We start from the raw sequence: 24,281 nt of genomic DNA, 5'->3' as shown, positions 1-24,281 counted from the left end.
TGCGATATATTTGCGCGGCTTCCAAGGAGAAGTTCCATGACGAAACCCCCTGTGCAAGCCGCGCCCCGGCTTGCCGACTATAGTGCCGACTGGCGGATGGCGATGCTGGCGGCCGCCGCGCTGGTGGTCGGCACCGGCGGCGCGCTGGGGGCGTGGGTGCTCATCAAGCTGATCGCGGTTGCGACCAACCTCTTCTGGTTCGGGCGGCTGTCGGCCGCGTCGAGCGAAATCAAGGACAGCCATCTCGGACTCGCGGTGGTGGTGATCCCGGTGCTGGGTGCGCTGCTGATCGGCCTGATGGCGCGCTTTGGCTCGGACAAGATCCGCGGGCACGGCATCCCGGAGGCGATCGAGGCGATCCTTTATGGTCAGAGCAAGCTGTCGCTGAAGGTCGCGCTGCTCAAGCCGCTCTCCTCGGCGATCTCGATCGGCAGCGGCGGTCCGTTTGGCGCCGAGGGGCCGATCATCATGACCGGCGGTGCGATCGGATCGCTGTTCGCGCAATGCTTCCACTTGAGCGCGGCGGAGCGAAAGACGCTGCTCGTCGCAGGCGCGGCGGCAGGCATGACCGGGATATTCGGCACGCCGCTCGCCGCGATCCTGTTGGCGATCGAAGTGCTGCTGTTCGAATGGAAGCCGCGCAGCTTCGTGCCGGTTGTCGTGGCTGTCTTGGTGGCCTTTGCCTGGCGGCCGCTGCTGTTCGGTGGCGGCGCGCTGTTTCCGTTCGTGCTGGGCGCACTGCCGGAGATCGGCACCGCGCTGGGGCTGGCGCTGCTGCTGGGAATGCTCGCCGGGCTCGAGGCGGCGTTGCTGTCGCAATTGCTCTACCGGATCGAGGATCTCTTCCACCGGCTGCCGGTCCATTGGATGTGGTGGCCGGCGATCGGCGCGGTGGCGGTGGGCCTGGGCGGGCTGGTCGATGCGCATGTGCTCGGCGCGGGCTATGGCAATATCCAGAGCCTGCTCGACGGCGGGCTGACGCTGCGCGTGGTCCTCGCGTTGCTGGTGGTGAAGGCGCTGGTGTGGCTGGTCGCGCTGGGATCGGGCACTTCGGGCGGCGTGCTGGCGCCGTTGCTGACGCTGGGCGGGGCGCTCGGCTATCTGGTTGGGCTGTGGCTGCCGGGCTCGCCGGGCCTGTGGGCGATGATCGGCATGGCGGGGATCATGAGCGGCGCCATGCGCGCGCCGCTGACCGGTGCGCTGTTCGCCGCCGAGTTGACCGGGCATTTCGACGTGCTGCCGCTGGCGGTGATTGCCTCGACGGGCGCCTATGCCGTGAGCGTGCTGGTGATGCGCCGCTCGATCCTGACCGAGAAGATCGCGCGGCGCGGGCGGCATATCCTGCAGGAATATACAGTGGACCCGCTCGACTTTCTCCAGGCGGGCGACGTGATGACGCGCGACCCCGCGACGCTGCCGGGCGATCTGCCGGTGGTGGGCGCGGTCGAGTTCTTCGCCGGACAGGCCGCGCATCGCAGCTATCCGGTGGTGGATGCCGAGGAGCGGCTGCTCGGGCTTGCCTCGCGCAGCGATGCGCTCCGCTGGCAGACTGAAGAACGCCAGTGGGGCACGGCGCTTGTCGATATCCTTTCGGACGCGTCGCAGCCCTGCGCCTATCCCGATACCCCGATCGGCGCGGTGGCGGACATGATGGTCGAAACCGGGGTGGGGCGCATCCCGATCGTCGAACGCGCGAGCAACCGGGTGGTCGGGATCCTGTCGCGGCACGACCTGCTCAAGGCGCGGAGCATGCGGCGGCAGGACGAGACGGGGCGTGACCGGGCCTTCAGCTTTGGCAGTGGTTAAAGGCCCAGCTCGAGCACCGTCACCGACGCCGCCGGAAAGGAAATGGCCTCGCCCGGCGCGCAGATCTTCTCCTCCTGCGTCATCGGATCCTCGGTCCGCGAACGGATCTCGGCGAACGGATCGGTCGCCGAGATGCGGACCAGCCTTGCTGCCCGTGGCGTCGCGCCGGCGATGGTGAAGCGGCAGTCGATCGCGCGGTCGAGCCGGGTGTTGACGGCATGGACGAAAAACCGGTTGCCGTCCCGGCTCGCTACGGCGTCGAGGCCGTCGGGCAGCCCGGCGAGCGCGACCGCCTTGGTGCCGCTATGCCGGGCATATAGCGCCGCGACCCGGCCGACGGGCAGCATATAGGCGTCGCCCTTCGGCGTCGGCAGCATCACCACGTTGGTCTGCCAGCGGGTTCCGCAGAAATCGCCGAGGTTGGCGATCTTGAGCACGTCGCCATGCCGCTGGTGGAGGTTTTGGAAACGGGCATAGGCGACGCCGGTCGCCCAGGTGGAGTTGAGGTCGCCGCGGTTGCGGCCCTTCATGAGGTAGTGGCTTTCGGTGAGCGCCAGCGGCGTTGCGCCGCTCTGCGCGCGTATCTCGAGGATCTTCGCTTCCTGCTTCGCGACGCTGCCCATCAGCGCGTCCCAGGCCGCAGCGCGATCGCGCTGCCAGGTGCCGTCGTTGCAGGCGGGGCCGGGATCGAAGAGATGGTGGAAGGCCAGCATGTCGACCAGGTCGCCGGCCTGGGCGATCATGTCCGCGGCCCAGCCGCTGTCGCCCCAGGCAATGAGCTTGATCCCCGGATCGGCAGCACGCATCGCCCGGGCAAATTCGATCGTGCGCGCGATCGCCTCAGGTTTCTTGAAGCGCGCCGGCGAAAACGACGTCTCGTTGCCGATCTGCCAATAGCGGATCGGGCGCGGCGCCGGGTGCCCATTGGCACTGCGTTCGGGATGGTGGGGGGCGTTGCAGTACCGGACCCAGTCGGCCGCCTCGCGCGCATCGCCGGCGCGGCGCTCACCGAGCGCATCGACCGCCCATTTGGGATCGCCCTCGCTCGCGAAGTTGACGCACATCAGCGGCTCGGCGCCCACTGCGGCGCAGAAATCGAGAAACTCGTCGGTGCCGATCTGATTGGTCTCGACACCGCCCCAGTTGAGATTGTGCATCGGCTTGCGCCCGGCGCGCGGGCCAACGCCTTCCCGCCAGCGATAATAGGCGCTGAGCAGCCCGCCCCAGCGCAGCATCGGCGGGGCGAGTTGCCGGGTGACTTCGAGCAGATCGGGTCGCCAGCGCTGCGCGAGATGATCCCAGCTCGCCTCGACCGAGCCATCGGTGGTGCCAAGCGGCTCCATGAACTGCATGTAGAGATAGGGGGATAGCGCGAAGCGGGGCGCAGGGGCGATCTCCACGCTGGCCACCGCGCCCAGTCGCGGTGCGGCAGCGAGGCGCGCGGGCAGGCCCGTCGCGATTGCGGCACCCAGCGGGGCCGCTGCGCGGAGCAGGTTGCGCCGCGTGAAGCTCGTGTCGGTCATCCTCGCCTCCTTGCCCTTATGGGCCTGGCGGCACTCTATGCCGATCTGCGAGGTATATAAATCAGATAAATTGGCGGACGCAAAAAGAAACCCCGGCCGGGTGGTCCGGCCGGGGCATCTTCAAATTCAGCGATGTACGTAGGGTCTCAGCCCCAGGCGGCCATCTTCTTCTCGAGATTCTCGCGGATCGCCTCGAAGAACTGCTCGGTGGTCATCCAGGGCTGGTCCGGGCCGATCAGGATCGCGAGATCCTTGGTCATCTTGCCGCTCTCGACGGTCTCGATGCAGACGGCCTCAAGCGTCTCGGCGAACTTGGTGACGTCCGGCGTATTGTCGAACTTGCCGCGGAACGACAGGCCCTGGGTCCAGGCGAAGATCGACGCGATCGGGTTGGTCGAGGTCGCCTTGCCCTGCTGGTGCATGCGATAGTGGCGCGTGACGGTGCCGTGGGCGGCTTCCGCCTCGATCGTCTTGCCGTCCGGCGACATCAGGACCGAGGTCATCAGACCGAGCGAGCCGAAGCCCTGGGCAACCGTGTCCGACTGGACGTCGCCGTCATAGTTCTTGCAGGCCCAGACGAACTTGCCGGACCACTTGAGCGCCGAGGCGACCATGTCGTCGATCAGGCGGTGCTCATAGACGATGCCGGCAGCCTTGAACTTGTCGGCAAAGTCGGCGTCGAAGGTCTCCTGGAACAGGTCCTTGAAGCGGCCGTCATAGGCCTTGAGGATCGTGTTCTTGGTCGACAGGTACAGCGGCCAGCCGCGATCGAGCGCGTAGTTCATGCTCGCCTTGGCGAAGTCGCGGATCGACTCGTCGAGATTGTACATGCCCATGGCGACGCCGGCGCTCGGGAAGTCGAACACTTCATATTCGAGCTCGTTGCCGTCGGTGCCGACCCACTTCATCGTGAGCTTGCCGGCGCCGGGCACCTTGAAGTCGGTCGCGCGATACTGGTCGCCGAAGGCGTGACGGCCGACGACGATCGGGTCGGTCCAGCCCGGGACGAGGCGGGGGACGTTCTTGATCACGATCGGCTCGCGGAAAACGACGCCGCCCAGGATGTTGCGGATCGTGCCGTTCGGCGACTTCCACATCTTCTTGAGCTTGAACTCTTCGACGCGCGCCTCGTCCGGCGTGATCGTGGCGCACTTCACGCCGACGCCATATTGCTGGATCGCCTTGGCGGAATCGATCGTGACCTGATCGTCGGTCGCGTCGCGATTCTCGACCGAGAGATCGTAATATTTGAGATCGATGTCGAGATAGGGCTTGATCAGGCGCTCACGGATCCATTCCCAGATGATCCGCGTCATTTCGTCGCCGTCGATCTCCACGACGGGCGTTGCAACCTTGATCTTCGCCATTGCTCGCTGTTCCTTTTAAGGGGTTTGGCGAGCGTCTAGGAGGATGGGGCGGGGGGATCAAGTCACCCCCGACACCGGTTTCAGTCGTTCCAGGCCCACCAGAGCTGCGCGGGCGGGATGTTGATCCACTCCATCGCGTGATCGATGTGCGACCAGTGCGGGGTGAGGAAGTTCTTCACGCGCGGGTTGTACTGGTAGACCAGGAAGGCGCCGCCCTTGCGGATCACTTCGCGCGTCGCTTTGGCGATCGCATCGCCCACGCCCGGCGGCAGGGTGGAGAAGGGCAGGCCCGAGGCGATGTAGTCGGCATGCTCGAAGCCGTGATCGGCGACGATCTGCTTCACGTCCGCCGCCGAGCCCTGGATCGCGATCAGGCGCGGATCGGGGATGCTCTGCTTCAGGTAGCGGATGAAATCGGGGTTGGTGTCGATCACGATCAGCTTGCCGTCCGCCGACAGGCGATCGAGGATCGGGCGGGTGAAAGTGCCGACGCCGGGGCCATATTCGACGAACAGCTTGGTGTTGTCCCAGTCGACCGGGGCCAGCATCTTGTTGATCGTGAAGCGCGATGAGGGCGCAACGGCGCCGACCATTACCGGACGCTTCAGGAAGCCGCGGAAAAACATGCCCCAGGGCGACGGCGTGCCGGCAGGGCGGCGGTTACGCGTACGGGCCTTGGCGGCAGTGGAAGCGGGCATGGGCGACCTTATTACAAAAGCGAGACAGTCGCCCGCATTTGGGCAATTCCAACGAACATGCAAGCAGGACGGTTTCATTTCACCGCATTGCAGTGGTTCATCTGTGGGCAAGTCGGGGTGCTGCACGCTTCGTTGCGAATGAGGAAAGACGGATAATGATCGCGCTTCAAATCGCCTTGTTGCTCGCTGCGCAGGAGGTGGCGGCGCCCGCGCTGCTGAGCAGCGAGGACAGGTTCGTGCCGATCGACGACGCGGCGTTGCTCAAGCTGGTGAAAACCCCGTTCGACCCGAAGAGCGATCGGCGCCAGTGGCGTCTGGCGATCGGCCTGCATCACGGCGTGCAGGTCGTGGCAAGCTATGTCTGCTCGGACGTCTGCCCCGCCTACACCAAGCGAATCATCCGCTATAATCTGCGTGCCGGGCCCGGATGCGAGGCTGCGGGCGGCGTTTCCAAGGCGCTGACCGTGCCGATGGGGATCGGCGTGGGACAGCGGCTCTATTGTTTGCCCGCGGTGACCGCACCCTGGCAAAATTAGAATTCTACGCGCATTGGCAGTCCGCCGCCTGCATTCCCCCGAAGGCGATTGGTGCCGCCCATGCGGAAGCGGTGCGGGGGAAAGAGGCGCGGCGGCGTGCGTTGTGTTGGTCGCGACACGCAGCTACAGGCTTCCGATGGCATCTATGGACAAGCCCCCGCTCGGCACTCCCACGATGAAGTGGCGCTTCCCCGACATTCATCCCGAGGGCCGCAAATATGTGGCGATCGCCGCCGCGATCGCGCTGGCGACCCTTTTCATCTGGGACTTCATCACCTGGCCTTTGGTGTTCCTCACCTTCGGCGTGGCCGCATTCTTCCGCGACCCGGTGCGCGTGACGCCGCAGGGCGAGGGCATGCTGATCGCGCCGGCCGACGGGCTGGTGACGATGATCCAGCCGGTGGAATTGCCGCCCGAGCTGCGCGGTCCCCAGGCGCTGGGCGACAAGCCGATGGTGCGCGTCTCGATCTTCATGAGCGTGTTCGACGTGCACGTGAACCGCACGCCGATCACCGGCACGATCCGCCACGTCATCTATATCTCGGGCCGCTTCCTCAACGCCGATCTCGACAAGGCGAGCGAGGAGAATGAGCGCCAGCACTTCATCGTCGAGGACAAGAATGGCCTGCGCATCGGCTTCACGCAGATCGCCGGCCTGGTCGCGCGGCGCATCGTGAGCTTCACCAAGCCGGGCGACATGATCGTCGCCGGCCAGCGTGTCGGCCTTATCCGCTTCGGCAGCCGCGTCGATGTGTTCCTCCCCGACGACTATGCCGCGCAGGTCACGCTGGGCCAGCGCACGATCGCGGGCGAGACGGTGATTGCCCGGAAGGGAGCCGCCGCCGTCAGCGGCATCTCGCAGTGAGCAGGCCCGACCGCGAACGAGCGCAACTGCGGCGCCGGATGCGCCGCAGGATGCGGCCCGTCCGCGGTATCCCGCTGCGTGCCATCGCCCCCAACGCGATCACCGCGCTTGCGCTCTGCTCGGGCCTGACCGCGATCCGCTTCGCGATCGACGGCAAGTGGGAACTTGCCGTGCTGATGGTGCTGATCGCCGGAATGCTTGACGGCATCGACGGCAAGGTTGCCCGGATGGTGCGCGGCGAAAGCCGCTTCGGCGCGGAGCTGGACAGCCTGTCCGACGCGATCTCGTTCGGCGTCGCTCCGGCGATGATCCTCTATCTATGGTCGCTGCAGACGCTGGGCCGGTTCGGCTGGATGATTGCGCTGGTCCATGCGCTGTTCTGCGCGCTCCGCCTCGCCCGGTTCAACGCCCAGATCGATGCCGAGGAACAGCCGCACAAGTCCGCGGGCTTCCTCACCGGCGTGCCGGCGCCTGCCGCCGCGGTGCTGGCGCTGCTGCCGCTCTATCTGTGGCTGTTCACCGACGAGCCGCATTTGCGCCTGCCGGTCGTGGTGGCGCCCTGGACGGCATTCGTCGCGGTGCTGATGATCTCGAGCGTCGCCACCTTCGCTCCGCATGTGCGGCTGAAACAGCGCGTTCGGTTCGAGGCGATCGCGGTACTGGTGGTGCTGGTTGCGGCACTGGTCGCCGCGCCCTGGCCGACGCTGTCGTTGATCGCAGTGCTCTATATCGTCTCGATCCCGTTCAGCATGCGCAACTATCGGCGGATCAGGCTGCTGCGCGCAGCGGGAACGCCCCGGCCCGGCGCGTCGGAGCCGAATAGCGCACCGTAACGCGCGTCGGCACCAGAGCGGGCAGGGCGGCATTCTGGCCAGTCAGCTCGCGGATGCGGGGAAGCGCGGCGGCGACCGAGGAGGCGATCGTCCAGGCGGCGATAGCGAAGGCGGCGCCGAACAGCAGAACGGTAAGCAGTGCAGTCATCACTTGGCTCCCAAAACACGCCGTACCTGGCGAGAACCTTGCGATTCCAACCCCTTGGCGTCCGCTGACGTTCCCTGTCCGCGTTGTGAGCCCTTTATGTTCCGTTAACGTTCCGGTGTCAAGCGCATGTTCTTTGCTTGTTCCGGTCGATCGACCACTTGCCATCATCGCCGGCTTGACCCTAGCATCTGGCAAATGAGGGGGAGAGAACGTATGCGTACCGGAATTCTGACTGCAGTCGCGGGCCTTGCGCTTTTGTATGCCGATGCCGCCGTCGCACAGGCGATCAACTTGCAAAGCTGTCCCGCCACGAAACTTGAGGCGGGCACGCTGATCTCGCGGCTAAAGCAAAATGGCGAGGCGCCGAGCGGAACACTTTCCTACGATACCAGCAGCCTGCGCTTCCAGGGCGATCCCGTGCAGGGCTTGTATACCGATCGCGACCATGGCTGGTTGCACATCCGCCTGCCTCGCGCGCCTTCCGCCTATGCCGCACTGGTGCGGGCGGCGCACAAGGCCGATGCGGCGCGGGTCAATTGCGACGAGCCGGACAAGGGTTGCTATATCCGCATGAACGACAAGCGGGCATGGGGCTTGTATAGCCTCGACTTCACGACCTTTGACGGGCGCTTCGTGAAGGAAGGCGAGCCGGACGGGCGGTATTTGATCTGCTTCTATTGAAGGCCGGGCTGGAAAAGTTCCGGCCCAGCCCCCACTTGCACTCCATGGCGCTTTCGATTAGGGGCGCCGCTCTCAACCCGCATGGGAAGCATCATAAGCCGGTGTCGCGTTTCGCGATCACTCGCTTCCCAGAGGCACAACCGGAAGGAGTTATCCCTATGGCGGCACCTGTCGTCTCCATGCAGCAGCTGCTCGAATCGGGCGCGCACTTTGGTCACCAGACTCACCGCTGGAACCCGAAGATGAAGCCCTACATTTTCGGCGACCGCAACGGCGTCCACATCATCGACCTTTCGCAGACCGTGCCGCTCTTCGCGCGCGCGCTCGAGTTCGTGAACTCGACCGTCGCCGCCGGCGGCAAGGTCCTGTTCGTCGGCACCAAGCGCCAGGCGCAGGAGCCGATCGCCGAGGCCGCTCGCCGTTCGGGCCAGCACTTCGTCAACCATCGCTGGCTGGGCGGCATGCTCACCAACTGGAAGACCATCTCGGGCTCGATCAAGCGCATGAAGACGCTTGAAGAGCAGCTTTCGGGCGACACCACCGGCCTTACCAAGAAGGAAGTGCTGCAGCTCACCCGCGAGAAGGACAAGCTCGAGCTCTCGCTCGGCGGCATCCGTGACATGGGCGGCGTTCCCGACATCATGTTCGTGATCGACGCGAACAAGGAAGAGCTGGCGATCAAGGAAGCCAACACGCTTGGCATCCCCGTCGTCGCGATCCTCGATTCGAACGTGAGCCCGGACGGCATCGCCTTCCCGGTTCCGGCGAACGACGACGCCTCGCGCGCCATCCGCCTGTACTGCGAAGCGATCGCCATTGCGGCGACCCGCGGCAACCAGGACCGCCAGGCGAGCTTCGGCGTCGACCTGGGCGCCCAGGAAGTGGCTCCGATCGAGCCGGCCCTGAGCGAGCCGGTTGTGGCCGAGCCCGTCGCCGCTGAGCCGGCCGCTGCCGAGCCGGAAGCCCCGGCCGCTGCGACCGACACTGCCGAGCAGGCAGCCGAGGGCGAGCGTCAGATCGACGCGTAAGTTGAAACCGGATGTCTTCGAACTGACATAGGCACGCATTAGGCGGCCGGTCAGTTCGGAGCGCCGACCCTTTCCCCGTTCGTGCTGAGTTTGTCGAAGCACCGTCTTCCTTCCGGCGCACGGCAAGAGAGAACGGCCCTTCGACAAGCTCAGGGCGAACGGGTTTTACATGAATGGCCGGGGCCGCGCCCTGGCCAGCCAAGCTAGAGGAAAGAAACATGGCCGAGATCACTGCAGCAGCCGTGAAGGAACTCCGCGAGAAGAGCGGTGCCGGCATGATGGATTGCAAGAAGGCGCTGACCGAGACCAATGGCGACCTCGAAGCCGCCAGCGACTGGCTGCGCTCGAAGGGCCTGGCCGCCGCTGCCAAGAAGTCGAGCCGCACCGCGGCTGAGGGCCTAGTCGGCGTTGCCGTCGCCGGCACCAAGGGTGTGGCCGTCGAGGTCAACTCGCAGACCGACTTCGTTGCCAAGAACGAGATCTTCCAGAACTTCGTCCGCGACGTGACTTCGGTTGCGCTCGAGCTGGGCGCCGACCTGGACGTGATCAAGGCGGCTCCGCTGCCGGGCGGCACCGTCGAGGAAGTGCTGACCAACAACATCTCGACGATCGGCGAGAACCAGGTTCTGCGCCGCGCCAAGATGGTGCAGGTCTCGCAGGGCGCGGTGATCCCGTACGTCCACAACGCCGCGGCCCCGGGCCTGGGCAAGATCGGCGTGCTCGTCGCGCTCGAGAGCGATGCCGGCGTCGACGTGCTCGAGCCGCTGGGCAAGCAGGTCGCGATGCACATCGCCGCCGCCTTCCCGCTGGCGCTTGACGAGAGCGGCCTGGACCAGGACGTGATCGAGCGCGAGCGCGCAATCGCGACCGAGAAGGCAGCCGAGAGCGGCAAGCCGGCCGACATCGTCGCCAAGATGGTGGACGGCGCGGTGAAGCGCTTCGCCAAGGAGAACGCCCTCCTCAGCCAGCCCTTCGTGATGGACGGCAAGACCCCGGTCGCCGACGTCATCGCCAAGGTGGCCAAGGACGCCGGCGCCTCGATCGTGCTGAAGGACTATGTCCGCTTCCAGCTCGGCGAAGGCATCGAGAAGGAAGAGAGCGACTTCGCTGCCGAAGTCGCCGCTGCTTCGGGCATCAGCCGCTAAGGTCTTCCCGGACCTGAAAGCGCGGGCGCTGTCACCCTCGGGTGGCGGCGCCCGTTTGCGTTTGGGGGCGGTTGCGTGGCAGCTTCGCGCGATGCGGGGGTTCGGGACCAAGACGCGGATCGTGCTGGCCGGGGTGATCGGGCTGATCCTGTGCGGCTATGGCTGGTGGTTCTTCGCGCCGCACAGGATGGTGGCCCCCGAACTGGAGGTCGAGACATCCAGGATGGCGGTGGTTCCGCCGGGCGGCGAGGCGGAGTTCGAGCGGCTGCCGCTCTTCGTTCCAGCCACCGGGGATTGGCTGGTCGACGGGAAACGGGTCCGTTCCATCGCCTCGCGCACGGTCGGGCTTGATCACCGGCAGCCGCCCGACGATTCCGTGTTCCAGAAGATCGTTCCCATCCGGCTGCCGGCGCCTGCGGATCGCGCGACGATGCAGCGCGCGCTCGTTGCGCTCGCCACGGATGGCGTGTGTCAGGTGGCATTGGTCGAGAAAGTCGGCTCGGACGATCTGCTCGTGCTGATCCGGCGTTTCACGGACGCGAGCGGTGTGTCGCGACCGTGCCGGGATCGGCTCAACAAACCCTAGTCTCGACTCGTCTCCAAGGGCGTGCCAGTCTTCCTGTCGGGCAGAAAAGGCGAGGGGGAAGCCTTATGAGCGAACCGGAATCGCTGGACACGCATGAACCGCTGCCGCGCCGGATCGAGCGACATTGGTTCGACCGGTTGATCATGCTTTCCGACGGCGTCTTCGCCATCGCCATGACCTTGCTGGCATTGGAAGTGCGCCCGCCGGAACATTGGTCGGGCGAGATGCTCGACCTGCTCGCGCAGACCTGGCGTGCGCTGTTCGGTTTTGCGCTAAGTTTCGTGATCGTCGCCTTTTTCTGGGTGAGCAATCGCGGCATCGTCGCGCGGCTGAGGCGGGTCGATGGGCCCTATACCGGCCTGACGTTGCTCTTTCTCTGCCTGATCTGCCTGACGCCCTTTGCCGCCGCGCTCGTCGCCGAGCATGGGCCGACCCAGGCGGTCAAATTCTACTCTTTCCTCGTCGCCTCGACCGGCATCGCCCAAGCGCTGCTCTGGGCCTATGCGGCGCTGTGGCGCGACCTCGTCTATGCCGAGGTGCGACGGCAGGAGCGCTGGTTCCTGCTTGCGAAATTCGTGCTGATCCCGGTGCTGTTCGGGGCGAGCGGCCTCGCCGTCGCGTCGGGCGCCGGCGGCTGGGCGATCGCGCCGATGGTCCTGGTCGCGGCGGTGATGGGCAGGCTGCGGCGGCGTATGCGCGCGGCATGATCCGGCACCGCTCCGAGACCGCGCTGGCGATCCTGACCCTGTTCGCCGCGGCGACGCATTTCACGCTGGAGACCTGGTATCACCTGACCTGGGGGCAGCCGCTCCAAGCGCTGCTGGTCGATTATATCTGCAACGCGCTGATGCTGCTCGGCGGGATGCGTTCCCTGATCGTGCGGCCGGGGAGCGCGGCGGGGCTGCTGGTGGCTGGCTGGGCCTATGCGCTGGGCTTTGGCTGGCGCAGCGTGTTCGGACGGCTCGAGGCGATGTCCAACGGCATTCGGGCCGCCAATGGCGAGCCTACGGGCACGATCGTCATCGTGCTGCTGGTGGCGCTGGGGATCGTGGCGGTTGTACTACTCTGGGCGCTCGCCCTGGCGTGGCGCCAGAGCGCCAAAACCGGGGTATAACCGGCATCTGCATGCTTGTTCCTGCGGGCGGGCTCCTCTAGGGTCCGCGCCGCTCCCAGTATCCGTAGTAACCAAAGGCTCCATGTGACCGATCCCCGATTCAAACGCATCCTCCTCAAGCTCTCGGGCGAGGTCCTGATGGGACAGGGGCAGTTCGGCATCGATCCCGACACCTGTGAGCGGGTTGCGCTCGAAGTGAAGGATGCCAAGGAGAGCGGGCTCGAGATCTGCATGGTCGTCGGCGGCGGCAACATCTTCCGCGGCCTGGCGGGGGCGGCGCAGGGATTCGATCGTGCCTCGGCCGATTACATGGGAATGCTCGCAACGGTGATGAACGCGCTGGCGATGCAGAATGCGCTCGAGAAGATCGGCGTCGACACGCGCGTCCAGTCCGCGATCCCCATGGCTTCGGTGTGCGAGCCCTATGTCCGCCGCCGCGCCGAGCGCCATATGGAGAAGGGCCGCGTGGTGATTTTCGCCGCGGGCACCGGCCTGCCGTTCTTCACCACCGACACCACGGCAGCACTGCGCGCGGCCGAGATGAACTGCGATGCGCTGTTCAAGGGCACCTCGGTCGATGGCGTCTATGATGCCGATCCCAAGAAGGTGCCGACCGCAAAGCGTTACGATACGCTGGGTTACAACCGTGTCCTCGCAGACAATCTGAAGGTCATGGACGCCTCCGCAGTCGCGCTGTGCCGCGACAACAATATTCCGATCGTGGTGTTCAACATCCGTGACGAGGGCAATCTCACCCGCGTGCTCCGCGGCGAGGGCATCTCGACGATCGTCCAGAACGAAACCCAATACGCATAAGAGGAGCCGAAAATGGCCGCATATGACAAGGCCGACCTCGAGCGCCGGATGGCCGGCGCGGTGGAGTCGCTCAAGCATGACCTGGTAGGCCTGCGCACCGGCCGCGCGAGCACGTCGCTGCTCGATCCGGTGACCGTGGAAGTCTATGGTGCGCACATGCCGATCAGCCAGGTGGCGACGGTCGCCGCACCCGAGCCGCGCCTGCTTTCGGTCACCGTGTGGGACAAGTCCAATGTCGGCCCGGTCGAGAAGGCGATCCGTTCGGCCGGCCTCGGCCTCAACCCGATCACCGACGGCCAGACGCTGCGCCTGCCGATCCCGGACCTGACCGAGGAGCGCCGCAAGGAGCTCGCCAAGCTCGCCAGCAAATATGCCGAGGCGGCGCGCATCGCGGTCCGCAACGTGCGCCGCGACGGCAATGACAGCCTGAAGACCGACGAGAAGAAGGGCGTCTACTCGGAAGACGAGCGCAAGCGCCACGAGACCGAGGTGCAGAAGCTGACCGACAGCACGATCGCCGACATCGACGCGGCGGCGAGCGCCAAGGAAAAGGAAATTCTCGGCAAGTGATCCCGGCGCGCGCCCTGTCTGCTTGTTGCCGGAATGACGTCAGTGGCTCTTTCGATGGCCGCTAAGCCTGCCCCCGTGTCGGACGGCGCTTCGCCGCCGCGCCATGTCGCCATCATCATGGACGGCAATGGACGCTGGGCGAAGAAGCGCCTGCTGCCGCGCATCGCCGGGCACAAGCAGGGCGTGGAAGCGGTGCGGCGGATCAGCCGCGCTGCGCGCAAGCTCGGCATCGAGGTCCTGACGCTCTACGCCTTCTCCTCTGAGAATTGGCGGCGGCCGGAGGAAGAGGTGCGCGACCTGATGGGGCTGCTGCGCCACTTCCTGGCGAGCGAGCTCGACGAGCTGGTGTCCGAGGGCGTGAAGCTGCGGATCATCGGCGCGTGGCGCAAGCTGTCGCCCGATCTCGTCGCGATGATCGAGGGCGCCGTCGCGCGTACCGCGAACAATCCGGGGCCGACGCTCGTGATTGCGCTCAACTATGGCGCGCAGGCCGAGCTGGCCGATGCCGCCCGCGCGCTCGCCGAAAAGGCGAAGGCGGGGGAGGTAGATCCTGCCGCGATCGACGAGAAGCTGTTTGAGAGCGCACTCGATACCGGTGACCTGCCGCCGCTCGACCTGCTGATCCGCACGTCGGGCGAGCAACGGCTCTCCAATTTCCTGCTGTGGCAGGCGGCTTATGCTGAATTCCTGTTCGTCGACACGCTGTGGCCGGACTTCGACGAGAAGGCGCTGGCGAGTGCGCTCGATGAATTCGGGCGGCGCCAGCGGCGCTTTGGGGGCTTGTGAGCAAGACGGGTTCCGAACTCGGCACCCGGCTGGGTGTCGCCTTGCTGCTGATCGGGCTCGCGGCTGCCGCGCTTTATGCCGGCGGGCTGGGCTTCTGGCTGGTGGTGAGCTTCGCCGCAGTGCTGATGATGGGCGAATGGGCGATGCTGGCCGGCGCCAATCCGCGCGGCCGGCGGCTGGCCCAATATGCGATGAGCGTCCCGCTGGCGATCATGGCGCCGGGACTGGCGGCGGGGCCGGGCTTCCTCGCGCTCGGCTTCATCATCGGCGTGTTCTTCTTCCTCGTCATCATCACGCGCAACCTGCAGCTGGCGCTCGGCGCCTTCTATGTCGGGCTGACCGTGCTTGCGCTGGTGCTGATCCGCGAACAGCCGGTGCAGGGGCTGCTGCTGACCTTCTGGGCGATGGCGCTGGTCTGGGCGTGTGACAGCGCGGCCTATTTCACCGGACGCGCGCTGGGCGGGCCCAAGCTGGCCCCGGCGGTGAGCCCGAACAAGACCTGGTCCGGCTTTCTGGGCGGTGTCGCGGGCGCCACGCTGTTCGCGTTCGTGCTGGTGTGGTTATTCGGCTTGCCCGTGGCGCTTGCCCTGGCAACGCCGGTCCTCGCCGCGCTCTCGCAGCTTGGTGACTTGTTCGAAAGCCATCTGAAGCGCTGCGCTGGCGTGAAGGATTCGGGCAATCTGCTGCCGGGCCATGGCGGGGTGATGGACCGGCTCGACGGGCTGGTCGCGGTCGCGCCGGTCGCGGCGCTGCTGGTGCTCTGGCTGGTCCGATGAAGCGCAGCGTCACGATCCTGGGCGCCACCGGATCGGTGGGCAGCTCTACGCTTGACCTGATCGAGCGCGAGCCGGCGCGATTCGAGGTTATCGCGCTCACCGCCAATTGCGATGTCGAGAAACTCGCCGCTGCGGCGATTCGCACGCGGGCACGGCACGCCGTGGTTGCCGATGCGAACTGCCTGCCGGCACTGCAGGAGCGGCTGGCGGGGACGGGGATCACCTCAGCGGGTGGTGCGGAAGCGGTATGCGACGCGGCGCGGATGGGTGCCGACTGGACGATGGCGGCGATCGTCGGGCTGGCGGGCCTCGGCTCCGCGATGGCGGCGATCGAGCAGGGCGGCACGGTGGTGCTGGCCAACAAGGAGCCGCTGGTTTCGGCCGGCGACCTGGTGACCGCGGCGGCACGACGCCACGGCGCCACGCTCCTTCCCGCCGATTCGGAGCATAATGCGATCTTCCAGTGCTTCGATTTCGAGCGCCCTGAAAGAGTCCGCCGGATTATCCTGACCGCGAGCGGCGGCCCGTTCCGCGAATGGAGCGTAGAGGCGATGCGCGGCGTGACGCCGGCCCAGGCCTGCGCGCACCCCAATTGGTCGATGGGTGCCAAGATCTCGGTCGATTCGGCGACACTGATGAACAAGGGCCTCGAGCTGATCGAGGCGGCGCGGCTGTTCCCGGTGGCGAACGACGCGCTGGAAATTCTTGTTCATCGCCAATCGGTTATCCACTCGATGGTGGAATATGTCGACGGTTCGGTGCTGGCGCAGATGGGCCCTTCGGACATGCGCGTGCCGATCGCGCACACGCTCGCCTGGCCCGACCGGATGGCAACGCCGATGCCGCCGCTCGACTTTGTGGCGCTGGCAAGGCTGGACTTCGAAGCGCCCGACACCGAGCGCTTCCCCGCGCTGCGGCTGGCGCGCGAAGCGCTGGAGGCGGGCGGCGCTCGCCCGGCGATCCTCAATGCGGCGAATGAAGTGGCAGTTGCGGCCTTCCTTTCGGGTCGGCTCAACTTTCTTGAAATTGCCGCAATCTCTGCCGATACGCTTGACCGCTATGACCCGGTCGCTCCGGAAAGCCTCGAAGCCGTTTGGGCAATCGACGCCGAGGCTAGGCGGATCGCGGGCGAGCGTGTGAAGGACTGCGTCGCTTGATTCAAACCCCCGGCATCCTGGTCACCATCCTCGCATTCGTGCTGGTGCTCGGGCCGCTCGTATTCCTGCATGAGCTTGGCCATTATCTCGCCGGACGCTGGTTCGGCGTGAAGGCGGACGAATTCTCGATCGGTTTTGGCCGCGAAGTGGCGGGCTTTACCGACAAGCGCGGCACGCGCTGGAAGTTCGGCTGGCTCCCGCTGGGCGGCTATGTCCGCTTCGCCGGCGACATGAACCCGGCCAGCCAGCCTTCGCCCGAATGGCTTTCGCTGCCCGCCGCCGAGCGCGCGCGGACCTTCCAGGCCAAGGCGCTGTGGCAGCGCGCGATCATTGTCGCCGCCGGGCCCATCGCCAATTTCATCGTCGCCATCCTGATCCTGAGCGCCTTCGCCTTCGCCTTTGGGCAGAATGTGACGCCGCCGGTGATCGGCAAGATGGACCCCAAGGGGGCGGCCGCGCAGGCGGGGCTCCAGACGGGGGACCGGATCACTGCGCTCGATGGCCGGCGGATCGACGATTTCCACGATCTCCAACTCTTCACCGTGCTGCGCGCCGGCGAGAGCGTGACTGTCGAATATGATCGGGGAGGGGAGGCGCGTCGCGCCACCGCCACGATCGGCACGCTGCGGGAGAAGGATCGCTTCGGCAATATCTCCACGCGCGGCGCACTTGGCTTCTACGGCACGCCGGCGCTGGCGCCGGTCGCGTTTTGGGAAGCGCCGCTGGTCGGCATCCGCCAGACCGGCGAGATCGTGCGCACCACGATCGAGGGGCTGAAGCGCATCCTCATCGGCCGAATTCCGGTGAGCGAATTGGGCGGACCGCTCAAGATCGCCCAGATTTCGGGCCAGAGTCTCGCGATGGGACCCCTAGACCTGGTGTTCCTGATCGCGCTTATTTCGATTAATCTAGGATTCATCAACCTGTTGCCAGTCCCGGTGCTGGATGGCGGCCATCTTCTGTTCTACGCAGTGGAAGCCGTTCGCCGCCGCCCGGTGGAGCCGCAGGTTATGGAATGGGCCTATCGTGGCGGTTTGATCGCAATTCTCGCGCTCATGCTGTTCGTTACGTTCAACGATCTCGGCGCGTTTGGCGTGTGGAGAAGTCTGGCCGGGTTGATCGGCTGATGTGGTTCGTGCAGGGCGGTGCAAGCCGCGTGGCTGACGGCCGGTATTTTGATTCCGACTGGGGTGGGATGGTGACTGCGATCAAGGCAACGAAAATCGGCGCGCGCGCCACGGCGACCCTTCTCGCGGGCACTATGCTCTCGGGTGCGGCGCTTGCGCAGACTGCGACCCAGACCGCCCCTGCGCCCGCTCCGGCTGCGGCCCAGGCTGCTCCGGCGCCCGTGACGCCCCAGGTGACGCGCACGATCAAGTCGATCCGCGTCCAGGGCTCGCAGCGCATCGAGCCGGAAACGGTGATGAGCTACACGCGTCTGCGCGTGGGCGATGCCTATACCAACGAGACCGTCGACCAGGCGATCAAGGACCTGCTCGCCTCTGAGCTGCTCGCCGACGTGTCGATCGAAGGCGTCGAGAGCGGCGACCTGGTGATCCGCATCCGTGAGAACCCGGTGATCAACCGCGTGATCTACGAGGGCAACAAGCGGCTCAAGGAAGACAAGATCAAGAAGGAAGTGAAGCTGGCGCCACGCCAGATCTTCACCCGCACCGCGGTGCGCGCCGACGTCGCGCGCATCATCGAGCTCTATCGCCGCCAGGGCCGCTTCGCCGCCGTGGTCGAGCCGAAGATGGTCAGCCTCGACCAGAATCGCGTCGACGTGATCTTCGAAGTCCATGAGGGCCCGAAGTCGAAGGTTCGCCAGATCAACATCATCGGCAACGAGGTGTTCTCCGACGGCAAGCTGCGCGGCGAGATGGCGACCAAGACGTCGAGCCTGATGCACCTGATGAGCTCGAACACGAGCTACGACCAGGACCGTCTGGCCTATGACCAGCAGAAGCTGCGCCAGTTCTACCTGACCAACGGCTATGCCGATTTCCGTGTGATCTCGGCCGTGGCCGAGCTGACGCCGGACAAGAAGGACTTCATCATCACCTATGTGGTGGAAGAAGGCCCCCGCTATAAGTTCGGTCCGGTCACCGTCGACAGCGCGATCCGCGACTTCGACGACAAGAAGCTCGCCGCGGCGCTGAGCATCAAGGAAGGCCAGTGGTATGACGCCAAGGCCGTGGAAGACACGGTCGAGCAGCTGAGCGAGACCGCCGGCATCGCCGGCTACGCCTTTGCCGACGTGCGCCCCGAGTTCCAGCGAGACAAGGACTCGCTGACGATGGCGATGAACTTCCACATCGCGGAAGCCAATCGTACCTATATCGAGCGCATCGACATCACCGGCAACCGCCAGACCCAGGACAAGGTGATCCGCCGCGAGTTCCGCGTGGCAGAGGGCGACGCCTTCAATACCTTCCTGGTCAAGCGCTCGCAGGACCGCATCAACTCGCTGGGCTATTTCCAGGACAAGTTCGAGATCGAGCGTGTCGAGGGTTCGGCGCCGGATCGCATCGTGCTCAAGGCCAATGTCGAAGAGCGCGCCAATGGCGAACTGACGCTGTCGGCCGGTTTCTCGAGCCTCGAGCAGTTCATCCTTCAGGCGTCGATCCGCCAGCGCAATTTCCGCGGCATGGGCCAGACGGTGTCGGCCTCGGTCGACTATTCGAGCTACTCGAAGTCGCTCGAGCTGGGCTTCACCGAGCCCTATCTGTTCGACAAGAACATCGCGCTGGGCGGCACGATCTTCCGCCGCGATTACAACGCGTTCAACTATATCGGCTCGGACCGCTCGACGACCTACAGCCAGGTCTCGACCGGCTTCCAGCTCGTGGCCGGCGTGCCGCTGACCGAATATTGGACGCTGTCGGGCCGCTATTATCTGGCGCAGGACAATGTGACGCTCGACAAGTCGAGCTTCTATTCGGACACCAATAACGACGGCATCCTCGACACCTGCGACCCGCTCAAGGCCGGCCGCTATTATTGCGAGGCGGTGGGCAACCGCCTGACCTCGCTGATCGGCGTCACGCTGACCTATGACAGCCTGAACAGCCGTATTCGCCCGAGCCGCGGCTCGCGCCTGTCGGTGAGCGGCGACTTCGCCGGCGTCGGCGGCGACGTGCGCTATTTGCGCGCCCGCCTCGACGGCGACAAATACTGGAACGTCGGCAAGGGCTTCATCGCGTCGCTCTCGGTCGAGGGCGGCTACATCCACAGCCTTGAGAAGGCGACCACGCCGGGCAGCGATCCGGTGCGCATCACCGACCGCTTCTACCTGGGCGAGCCGCAGTTCCGCGGCTTTGATATCCGCGGCGTCGGCCCGCGCGTGCAGCGCTACAGCTACACGGGCACCGTGGCCGGCGGCGATCAGCTCCTCGTCACCGACAAGGACCAGGTCACCGACGACGCGATCGGCGGCAAGGCCTATTACCTGACCAAGGCCGAGCTGGAGATTCCGCTGGGTGCCGGTGCGGCCGAAATGGGCCTGCGTCCGTCGATCTTCGTGATGGCGGGCAGCCTGTTCAGCATCACCAAGCCGGGCAAGACGATCGAGTTCGAGCAGGCCAAGAACACCGACGGCTCGCTGAAGTACAACACCGACGGGTCGCCGTCGCTGCTGCCCAAGGACAATCTCGTCAAGGATTCGGCGGGCAACCAATATTACATCGTGAGTGCTTCCGACCCGACCAACTCGGGTGCGCTGACCACCTGCGCCGTCGGCTATTCGGTCAACGCGAGCACGCCCTGCGCGGGTACCTCGGTCAACGCGGTCTACAACAACCAGATCGCACCGTTCTACGAACGCTATGTCGGCGATTCCGCGATGCCGCGTATTTCGATCGGCTTCGGCGTGAACTGGAATTCGCCCTTCGGACCGCTGCGCATCGACGTGGCCAAGACGTTGCTCCACGCCAAGGGCGACGACACCAAGCTTGTAACCTTCAATGTAGGGACTCAATTCTAATGATTATCAAGAAGCGCATTCTTGCCGCGCTGCTCGCTGCGCCCGCAGCGCTTGCCTTCGCGGCTCCCGCGCAGGCGCAGGTGAACGGCATCGCCACCGCCAGCCCGGTTCGTGTCGTCGATTCGTCCAAGGCGTTCGCGGCAGCCCAGCAGCAGATCCAGACGACCTTCAAGGCCGCCTTCGATCAGATCAGCGCGCGCCGTCAGGCTGCCCAGAAGGAAGCCGAGCCGCTCCTCGCGCAGCTCGACACCAACAAGGACAAGAAGGTCGACGACGCCGAGATCAACGCTGCCAAGGCCGCGAAGAACCCGGTGCTCGACCGGATCGCCGCGCTGCAGACCGCTGCCAACACCGATGTCGGCAAGCTGAGCAACCCGGCCGCCCGCGCCGAGCTGTTCGCGATCGAGTCGATCCTGCGCCAGTATGACGGTGCGCAGATGCGCGTCGTCACTGCCCGCAAGATCGGTGTGATCCTGACGCCGGAAGCCTTCATGTATGCGCCCGATTCGGCCGACATCAGCGACGCGATCACCGCCGAGCTCGACAAGTCGGTGCCGACCGTGAGCATCCAGCCGCCGGCCGAGTGGCAGCCCGCGCGCGAGACGCTGGCGCTGCAGCAGCAGCTGGCCCAGCTCGAGCAGCTCCGCGCCTATCAGGCGGCTGCCCAGCAGCAGCAGCGCCCGGCGGGTGCCGCTCCGGCTCCCGCAGCGCCCGCTCCGGCTGGCGCCAAGAAGCCCGCCGAACCGCGGTGAGCGAGGAAGCAACGGCAGCCGCCGACATCGGCCCGCTGAATATTCAGCGGGTGATGGCGGCGCTGCCGCATCGTTACCCGATGCTGCTCGTCGATCGCGTCGAGGAGCTGGTCCCGGACCAGCGAATCGTCGCGATCAAGGCGGTGTCGATGAACGAGGAATTCTTCCAGGGGCATTTCCCCGGAAGGCCGATCATGCCCGGCGTCCTCCAGGTGGAGGCGCTGGCGCAGGCGGCAGGCGTGCTCGCCGTCGAGAGCCTCGGCCTCGCCGGATCGGGCAAGCTGGTCTATTTCATGTCGATCGATGGCGTGAAGTTCCGCAAGCCCGTCGAGCCCGGCGTGCTGCTTCGCCTCGAGGTCGAGTTCATCCAGAAGCGTTCGCGCGTCTGCAAGTTCGCCGGCCGAGCGACGCTCAACGGTGAAGTCGCCACCGAGTGCGAGTTCACTGCGATGATCGCGGATCCGCCGGCAGCCTGATGGACCTGCTCACCGCGTTCGGCCTGTTCGCGGTGACAGCCATGCTGATTAGCTATGCGCTGGAAAGCCGCGGGGCAGGGTGGATCCTTGCCTTCGCGGCTTCCTGCATTCTCGGATCGACCTATGGCTTCCTGCAGGGCGCATGGCCGTTCGGGCTGGTCGAGGCGATCTGGGCCGGCGTGGCTGCACGCCGCTGGTGGCTGGTGCGGCGCTGATATTTTACGAAGTTGCACAGGCCGCGCGCGTCTGCTAACCGCGCGCCCTCCTGCCGGTCGGAAACCGGTGGCTTTTCAAGGAATTTGGACGTGAAGAAAGATACCCATCCCGACTATCACATGATCAAGATCCAGATGACCGACGGGACGACCTACGAGACCCGCTCGACCTGGGGCAAGGAAGGCGATCTCATGCAGCTCGAGATCGATCCGCTGGCACACCCGGCCTGGACCGGTGGCCGTGGCCAGATGCTTGATCAGGGCGGCCAGGTTGCGCGCTTCAACAAGCGCTTCGGTGGCCTGAACCTCGGCAAGAAGTAAGCCGGATGGGTGAAACGGCGCGTTCTCGTTAACGCGCCGTTAGCCACCCGACGGTAGCTTGCCCAACATGGCAAGCGCAGCACGAGCATTCGCAGCAGAGTTCGAACCGGCCGAAGAGCTTGGCCGGCGACGCTCGATGCGTGCGCCCGTGTCGCTCGATGCGAAGATCGGCCGCGGAGGCCTGGATCGCGCATTGTGCAAGGTGACCGACCTTTCGCTGCACGGCGCCCGCATCCAGACCTATTCGCTGATCAAGGCCAATTCGATGATCTGGCTGGCGCTGCCCAATATCGGGCATGTGGCCGCGCGCGTCGTCTGGTCGAACGATTTCGAGGCCGGCCTCGAGTTCCAGACCGCGCTTACACCCGAGAATTTCGAAGCACTTACGGCATAACGACTGCGCCGTGCGCCGAAAGGATGCGCGGCCGATTGCGCTTGTCTGCGAACTAGGACATCCTCTTCAAGCTTTCACCTGCTGGGGAAACTGGTGATGCTCAAGGGTCTGCTGCTTTGCGCGGCGGCATGTGCCGCGCCCACGACGGTATTGGCAGGCGATAGGGACCTGCCGATCATACCCAATATCAAGGCGCTTCTGGCTGCCGATGGTGCTTCGCGTGCCGCGCCACCTGGCCGCGGCGTCGCGGCCCAACGTCCGACCTTCCTGCCGATCGCCTATCGTGGTGTGGAACGGCGTGAGATTGCCGTGCTGCCTGCCGCAAGGCCGGTGCCGCAGGAAGAGCCGGTAGTCATCCAGACCAGCTTCTCGATCGAACAGGTGCGCGCGCTGCCCGCCTGGCATCTCGCCAAGCTCGACATCGGCAAGAACACTACCAGCGTGCGAGGCAGCAGCTGGGCGGTGTACGATATTCTTTCCGACTACCGTAAGCCGCGCTTCCGCCGTTCGGCGCTGAGCACCATGCTGGTGTGGCGCATCGACGGCAAGGAGGACACCTCGCCCGTCAGCCTGGGCGGCGGCGGGGTGGCATCCGCGCTTTGGAAGGCGATGCCGGGGGACTGATCGCCCCCGGGGTCCCGTTTCAGCCGCGCCAATCGATCCAGTTGCCATAGGCATGGCAGGTCGCCAGCCGCTTCGTCTCGCCGCTCGGCCAGCAGGTGAGCGACAGATGCACTTCGCTGCGCGTCGGCGTCCATTCGAAGCTGATCCAGGCGAGCGGCCGCGCTTCGGTGGCGCGGGCGCCGGCGGTGCGGATCGCATAGAGCACCGACTGGCGATCCTCGGCCGTGAGATATTGCAGCACCATCGAATGGAAGACGACTCGGCATAGCCCGTCCGTCTGCGGTTCCTCGAGCCGCTGGGCGAGCCAGGAGGCGGCATCGGCGCGGTCGATCCGCGGGGGATGGCGCAGCGCGAGGTCAAGCGCACGCTCGAGCCGGCGGGCGCGGCCCGGCTGATCGGCCCAGACATAGGATAGCAGCCGTTCGCGCGTGGCGAGGTCTCCGGCATCGAGCGGATTAAGATCGACTCCGCGCGCCGCGGCGACTTCGATCGGGGCGGGAAGGGGGGCGGGGCCGGTCCATAACGGCACGACCTGCACCGGCGAATGCTCCTCGCCGGCGATCACGCCGCCCAGATCATAGCCATAGCGGGCAAGGTTGAGGTTCAGGCCGCAGCTCGATCCCAGCTCGAACAGCTCGAAGGGCAGGCCGAAACGATGGCGCGCGGCCATCAGCGCGGCGCCGATCGCGGCAGCGCGGCCGACTTCGTTGGTCTGCGGGGTATTCTCCATCCAGCCGGCGATGAAATCGTCGGAGGCGGCGAGCGCGGCGCCGATCGCGCCGTCATAATCCTCATGCTCGCGGGCGTAGAGCCCGCGTAGCACTTCGAGTTCGCCGCGGCGGGCGAGGCAATGAAGCGCGGCGTTGAAGCGCATCGCCAGCGCGGAGGCGGACGGATCGCGCGGCCAGCTCTCGATCAGCGCCTCGGTACGTGGCGCCCGGCCGAGCTGGCGATGCCCGGCCTCGAGCACCGACGCGACGAACGGCGAGCCGAGCCGGCGTGCAACTCGGGCCTGACGGCGCAATTCACCTTCGACCGAGAGAACCATCATGTTCATCTTTGTTATTTTCCTTGCCGCCCCG

28 protein-coding genes are annotated in these 24,281 nt (G+C 65.9%); 23 read left to right on the top strand and 5 right to left on the bottom strand.

What is annotated here, in order from left to right; translation table 11 throughout:
* The first annotated feature begins 36 nt into the window (after positions 1-36).
* Positions 37-1,806, top strand: a complete 1,770-nt coding sequence (locus HZY97_RS05215) for a chloride channel protein (protein WP_257214876.1) — start codon at positions 37-39, stop codon at positions 1,804-1,806.
* Here HZY97_RS05215 and HZY97_RS05210 read toward each other — a convergent pair.
* From HZY97_RS05210 to HZY97_RS05200, 3 genes are all read right to left on the bottom strand, one after another.
* Entirely contained in the window at positions 1,803-3,329 is a 1,527-nt protein-coding gene (locus HZY97_RS05210) for an alpha-L-arabinofuranosidase (protein WP_180141227.1), read from the bottom strand. The two genes, HZY97_RS05215 and HZY97_RS05210, sit on opposite strands and share 4 nt — an antisense overlap.
* Positions 3,330-3,475: 146 nt before the next feature.
* Positions 3,476-4,696 (bottom strand): NADP-dependent isocitrate dehydrogenase, encoded by a 1,221-nt coding sequence (locus tag HZY97_RS05205; RefSeq protein ID WP_180141225.1) that lies wholly within the window; start codon positions 4,694-4,696, stop codon positions 3,476-3,478.
* Between the two features lie 80 nt (positions 4,697-4,776).
* On the bottom strand, positions 4,777-5,394 hold the full coding sequence (locus HZY97_RS05200) for a class I SAM-dependent methyltransferase (RefSeq protein WP_180141223.1): 618 nt from the start codon (positions 5,392-5,394) through the stop codon (positions 4,777-4,779).
* 155 nt (positions 5,395-5,549) lie between these two features.
* Between HZY97_RS05200 and HZY97_RS05195 the strand changes: the two genes are divergently transcribed.
* The 3 genes from HZY97_RS05195 to pssA all read left to right on the top strand — a co-directional run bounded on the left by HZY97_RS05195 (position 5,550) and on the right by pssA (position 7,628).
* Entirely contained in the window at positions 5,550-5,930 is a 381-nt protein-coding gene (locus HZY97_RS05195; RefSeq protein ID WP_180141221.1) for a hypothetical protein, read from the top strand.
* Positions 5,931-6,066: 136 nt separating this feature from the next.
* Positions 6,067-6,795, top strand: a complete 729-nt coding sequence (locus tag HZY97_RS05190; protein WP_180141219.1) for a phosphatidylserine decarboxylase — start codon at positions 6,067-6,069, stop codon at positions 6,793-6,795.
* Between the two features lie 38 nt (positions 6,796-6,833).
* Complete coding sequence (gene pssA, locus HZY97_RS05185) at positions 6,834-7,628, top strand: CDP-diacylglycerol--serine O-phosphatidyltransferase (RefSeq protein ID WP_180141217.1); 795 nt, start codon at positions 6,834-6,836, stop codon at positions 7,626-7,628.
* On the opposite strand, the gene HZY97_RS05180 is transcribed toward pssA, so the two are convergent.
* Positions 7,564-7,776 carry a hypothetical protein gene (locus HZY97_RS05180; protein ID WP_180141215.1) on the bottom strand — a complete coding sequence of 71 codons (213 nt, stop codon included), beginning with the start codon at positions 7,774-7,776 and terminating at the stop codon, positions 7,564-7,566. The genes pssA and HZY97_RS05180 overlap by 65 nt on opposite strands.
* 195 nt (positions 7,777-7,971) lie before the next feature.
* Here HZY97_RS05180 and HZY97_RS05175 point away from each other — a divergent pair, with 195 nt between their 5' ends.
* The 19 genes from HZY97_RS05175 (at position 7,972) to HZY97_RS05085 (ending at position 23,199) form a co-directional block, all read left to right on the top strand.
* Complete coding sequence (locus HZY97_RS05175) at positions 7,972-8,457, top strand: hypothetical protein (RefSeq protein ID WP_180141213.1); 486 nt, start codon at positions 7,972-7,974, stop codon at positions 8,455-8,457.
* A 158-nt stretch (positions 8,458-8,615) separates the two neighbouring features.
* Positions 8,616-9,485 carry a 30S ribosomal protein S2 gene (gene rpsB, locus HZY97_RS05170; protein ID WP_180141211.1) on the top strand — a complete coding sequence of 290 codons (870 nt, stop codon included), beginning with the start codon at positions 8,616-8,618 and terminating at the stop codon, positions 9,483-9,485.
* Positions 9,486-9,703: 218 nt separating this feature from the next.
* Positions 9,704-10,630: a translation elongation factor Ts gene (gene tsf / locus HZY97_RS05165; protein WP_180141209.1), complete on the top strand. Its 927-nt coding sequence runs from the start codon at positions 9,704-9,706 to the stop codon at positions 10,628-10,630.
* Between the two features lie 91 nt (positions 10,631-10,721).
* Positions 10,722-11,216 carry a hypothetical protein gene (locus HZY97_RS05160; RefSeq protein ID WP_180141208.1) on the top strand — a complete coding sequence of 165 codons (495 nt, stop codon included), beginning with the start codon at positions 10,722-10,724 and terminating at the stop codon, positions 11,214-11,216.
* A gap of 65 nt (positions 11,217-11,281) precedes the next feature.
* On the top strand, positions 11,282-11,923 hold the full coding sequence (locus tag HZY97_RS05155) for a TMEM175 family protein (RefSeq protein ID WP_180141206.1): 642 nt from the start codon (positions 11,282-11,284) through the stop codon (positions 11,921-11,923).
* The gene (locus HZY97_RS05150; protein ID WP_180141204.1) at positions 11,920-12,330 is read left to right on the top strand and encodes a hypothetical protein; all 411 of its coding nucleotides are present in this window, start codon (positions 11,920-11,922) and stop codon (positions 12,328-12,330) included. The genes HZY97_RS05155 and HZY97_RS05150 overlap by 4 nt, the downstream gene beginning before the upstream one ends.
* A gap of 84 nt (positions 12,331-12,414) precedes the next feature.
* On the top strand, positions 12,415-13,146 hold the full coding sequence (pyrH, locus tag HZY97_RS05145; protein ID WP_180141202.1) for a UMP kinase: 732 nt from the start codon (positions 12,415-12,417) through the stop codon (positions 13,144-13,146).
* A 12-nt stretch (positions 13,147-13,158) separates the two neighbouring features.
* The gene (frr, locus tag HZY97_RS05140) at positions 13,159-13,716 is read left to right on the top strand and encodes a ribosome recycling factor (RefSeq protein WP_180141200.1); all 558 of its coding nucleotides are present in this window, start codon (positions 13,159-13,161) and stop codon (positions 13,714-13,716) included.
* Positions 13,717-13,770: 54 nt separating this feature from the next.
* On the top strand, positions 13,771-14,502 hold the full coding sequence (locus HZY97_RS05135; RefSeq protein ID WP_257214875.1) for an isoprenyl transferase: 732 nt from the start codon (positions 13,771-13,773) through the stop codon (positions 14,500-14,502).
* Complete coding sequence (locus tag HZY97_RS05130; RefSeq protein ID WP_180141196.1) at positions 14,499-15,278, top strand: phosphatidate cytidylyltransferase; 780 nt, start codon at positions 14,499-14,501, stop codon at positions 15,276-15,278. Before HZY97_RS05135 ends, HZY97_RS05130 begins: the two co-directional genes overlap by 4 nt.
* Positions 15,275-16,435: a 1-deoxy-D-xylulose-5-phosphate reductoisomerase gene (dxr, locus tag HZY97_RS05125; protein WP_180141194.1), complete on the top strand. Its 1,161-nt coding sequence runs from the start codon at positions 15,275-15,277 to the stop codon at positions 16,433-16,435. Before HZY97_RS05130 ends, dxr begins: the two co-directional genes overlap by 4 nt.
* The gene (locus HZY97_RS05120) at positions 16,432-17,562 is read left to right on the top strand and encodes an RIP metalloprotease (protein ID WP_180141192.1); all 1,131 of its coding nucleotides are present in this window, start codon (positions 16,432-16,434) and stop codon (positions 17,560-17,562) included. The genes dxr and HZY97_RS05120 overlap by 4 nt, the downstream gene beginning before the upstream one ends.
* Before the next feature lie 68 nt (positions 17,563-17,630).
* Positions 17,631-20,417, top strand: coding sequence for an outer membrane protein assembly factor BamA (gene bamA / locus HZY97_RS05115; RefSeq protein WP_180141673.1), 2,787 nt, complete (start codon positions 17,631-17,633; stop codon positions 20,415-20,417).
* Entirely contained in the window at positions 20,417-21,169 is a 753-nt protein-coding gene (locus tag HZY97_RS05110) for an OmpH family outer membrane protein (protein WP_218942863.1), read from the top strand. Before bamA ends, HZY97_RS05110 begins: the two co-directional genes overlap by 1 nt.
* Positions 21,166-21,645, top strand: a complete 480-nt coding sequence (gene fabZ / locus HZY97_RS05105; RefSeq protein ID WP_373684295.1) for a 3-hydroxyacyl-ACP dehydratase FabZ — start codon at positions 21,166-21,168, stop codon at positions 21,643-21,645. The genes HZY97_RS05110 and fabZ overlap by 4 nt, the downstream gene beginning before the upstream one ends.
* The gene (locus HZY97_RS05100) at positions 21,645-21,860 is read left to right on the top strand and encodes a hypothetical protein (RefSeq protein WP_180141191.1); all 216 of its coding nucleotides are present in this window, start codon (positions 21,645-21,647) and stop codon (positions 21,858-21,860) included. Before fabZ ends, HZY97_RS05100 begins: the two co-directional genes overlap by 1 nt.
* Positions 21,861-21,950: 90 nt before the next feature.
* Positions 21,951-22,181 carry a 50S ribosomal protein L31 gene (gene rpmE / locus HZY97_RS05095; protein ID WP_180141189.1) on the top strand — a complete coding sequence of 77 codons (231 nt, stop codon included), beginning with the start codon at positions 21,951-21,953 and terminating at the stop codon, positions 22,179-22,181.
* 136 nt (positions 22,182-22,317) lie between these two features.
* The gene (locus HZY97_RS05090) at positions 22,318-22,575 is read left to right on the top strand and encodes a PilZ domain-containing protein (RefSeq protein WP_257214874.1); all 258 of its coding nucleotides are present in this window, start codon (positions 22,318-22,320) and stop codon (positions 22,573-22,575) included.
* Positions 22,576-22,671: 96 nt separating this feature from the next.
* The gene (locus HZY97_RS05085; RefSeq protein ID WP_180141185.1) at positions 22,672-23,199 is read left to right on the top strand and encodes a hypothetical protein; all 528 of its coding nucleotides are present in this window, start codon (positions 22,672-22,674) and stop codon (positions 23,197-23,199) included.
* 19 nt (positions 23,200-23,218) lie between these two features.
* On the opposite strand, the gene HZY97_RS05080 is transcribed toward HZY97_RS05085, so the two are convergent.
* A complete protein-coding gene (locus tag HZY97_RS05080) occupies positions 23,219-24,256 on the bottom strand; it encodes a DUF2332 domain-containing protein (protein ID WP_180141183.1) in 1,038 nt (345 codons plus the stop codon).
* Positions 24,257-24,281 lie beyond the last annotated feature (25 nt).

The organism is Sphingomonas sp. R-74633, from assembly GCF_013416555.1.
Lineage (GTDB): Bacteria > Pseudomonadota > Alphaproteobacteria > Sphingomonadales > Sphingomonadaceae > Sphingomonas.
Note: the sequence above shows the minus strand (reverse complement) of the source record. Positions and strands in the feature narration are given on the sequence as shown.

Coding starts and splice junctions, on each gene's coding strand:
- HZY97_RS05215 (WP_257214876.1), top strand. CDS start 37: ATGACGAAACCCCCTGTGCAAGCCGCGCCCCGGCTTGCCGACTATAGT.
- HZY97_RS05210 (WP_180141227.1), bottom strand. CDS start 3,329: ATGACCGACACGAGCTTCACGCGGCGCAACCTGCTCCGCGCAGCGGCC.
- HZY97_RS05205 (WP_180141225.1), bottom strand. CDS start 4,696: ATGGCGAAGATCAAGGTTGCAACGCCCGTCGTGGAGATCGACGGCGAC.
- HZY97_RS05200 (WP_180141223.1), bottom strand. CDS start 5,394: ATGCCCGCTTCCACTGCCGCCAAGGCCCGTACGCGTAACCGCCGCCCT.
- HZY97_RS05195 (WP_180141221.1), top strand. CDS start 5,550: ATGATCGCGCTTCAAATCGCCTTGTTGCTCGCTGCGCAGGAGGTGGCG.
- HZY97_RS05190 (WP_180141219.1), top strand. CDS start 6,067: ATGGCATCTATGGACAAGCCCCCGCTCGGCACTCCCACGATGAAGTGG.
- pssA (WP_180141217.1), top strand. CDS start 6,834: ATGCGCCGCAGGATGCGGCCCGTCCGCGGTATCCCGCTGCGTGCCATC.
- HZY97_RS05180 (WP_180141215.1), bottom strand. CDS start 7,776: ATGACTGCACTGCTTACCGTTCTGCTGTTCGGCGCCGCCTTCGCTATC.
- HZY97_RS05175 (WP_180141213.1), top strand. CDS start 7,972: ATGAGGGGGAGAGAACGTATGCGTACCGGAATTCTGACTGCAGTCGCG.
- rpsB (WP_180141211.1), top strand. CDS start 8,616: ATGGCGGCACCTGTCGTCTCCATGCAGCAGCTGCTCGAATCGGGCGCG.
- tsf (WP_180141209.1), top strand. CDS start 9,704: ATGGCCGAGATCACTGCAGCAGCCGTGAAGGAACTCCGCGAGAAGAGC.
- HZY97_RS05160 (WP_180141208.1), top strand. CDS start 10,722: ATGCGGGGGTTCGGGACCAAGACGCGGATCGTGCTGGCCGGGGTGATC.
- HZY97_RS05155 (WP_180141206.1), top strand. CDS start 11,282: ATGAGCGAACCGGAATCGCTGGACACGCATGAACCGCTGCCGCGCCGG.
- HZY97_RS05150 (WP_180141204.1), top strand. CDS start 11,920: ATGATCCGGCACCGCTCCGAGACCGCGCTGGCGATCCTGACCCTGTTC.
- frr (WP_180141200.1), top strand. CDS start 13,159: ATGGCCGCATATGACAAGGCCGACCTCGAGCGCCGGATGGCCGGCGCG.
- HZY97_RS05135 (WP_257214875.1), top strand. CDS start 13,771: ATGGCCGCTAAGCCTGCCCCCGTGTCGGACGGCGCTTCGCCGCCGCGC.
- dxr (WP_180141194.1), top strand. CDS start 15,275: ATGAAGCGCAGCGTCACGATCCTGGGCGCCACCGGATCGGTGGGCAGC.
- bamA (WP_180141673.1), top strand. CDS start 17,631: ATGGTGACTGCGATCAAGGCAACGAAAATCGGCGCGCGCGCCACGGCG.
- HZY97_RS05110 (WP_218942863.1), top strand. CDS start 20,417: ATGATTATCAAGAAGCGCATTCTTGCCGCGCTGCTCGCTGCGCCCGCA.
- HZY97_RS05100 (WP_180141191.1), top strand. CDS start 21,645: ATGGACCTGCTCACCGCGTTCGGCCTGTTCGCGGTGACAGCCATGCTG.
- HZY97_RS05090 (WP_257214874.1), top strand. CDS start 22,318: ATGCGTGCGCCCGTGTCGCTCGATGCGAAGATCGGCCGCGGAGGCCTG.
- HZY97_RS05085 (WP_180141185.1), top strand. CDS start 22,672: ATGCTCAAGGGTCTGCTGCTTTGCGCGGCGGCATGTGCCGCGCCCACG.
- HZY97_RS05080 (WP_180141183.1), bottom strand. CDS start 24,256: ATGAACATGATGGTTCTCTCGGTCGAAGGTGAATTGCGCCGTCAGGCC.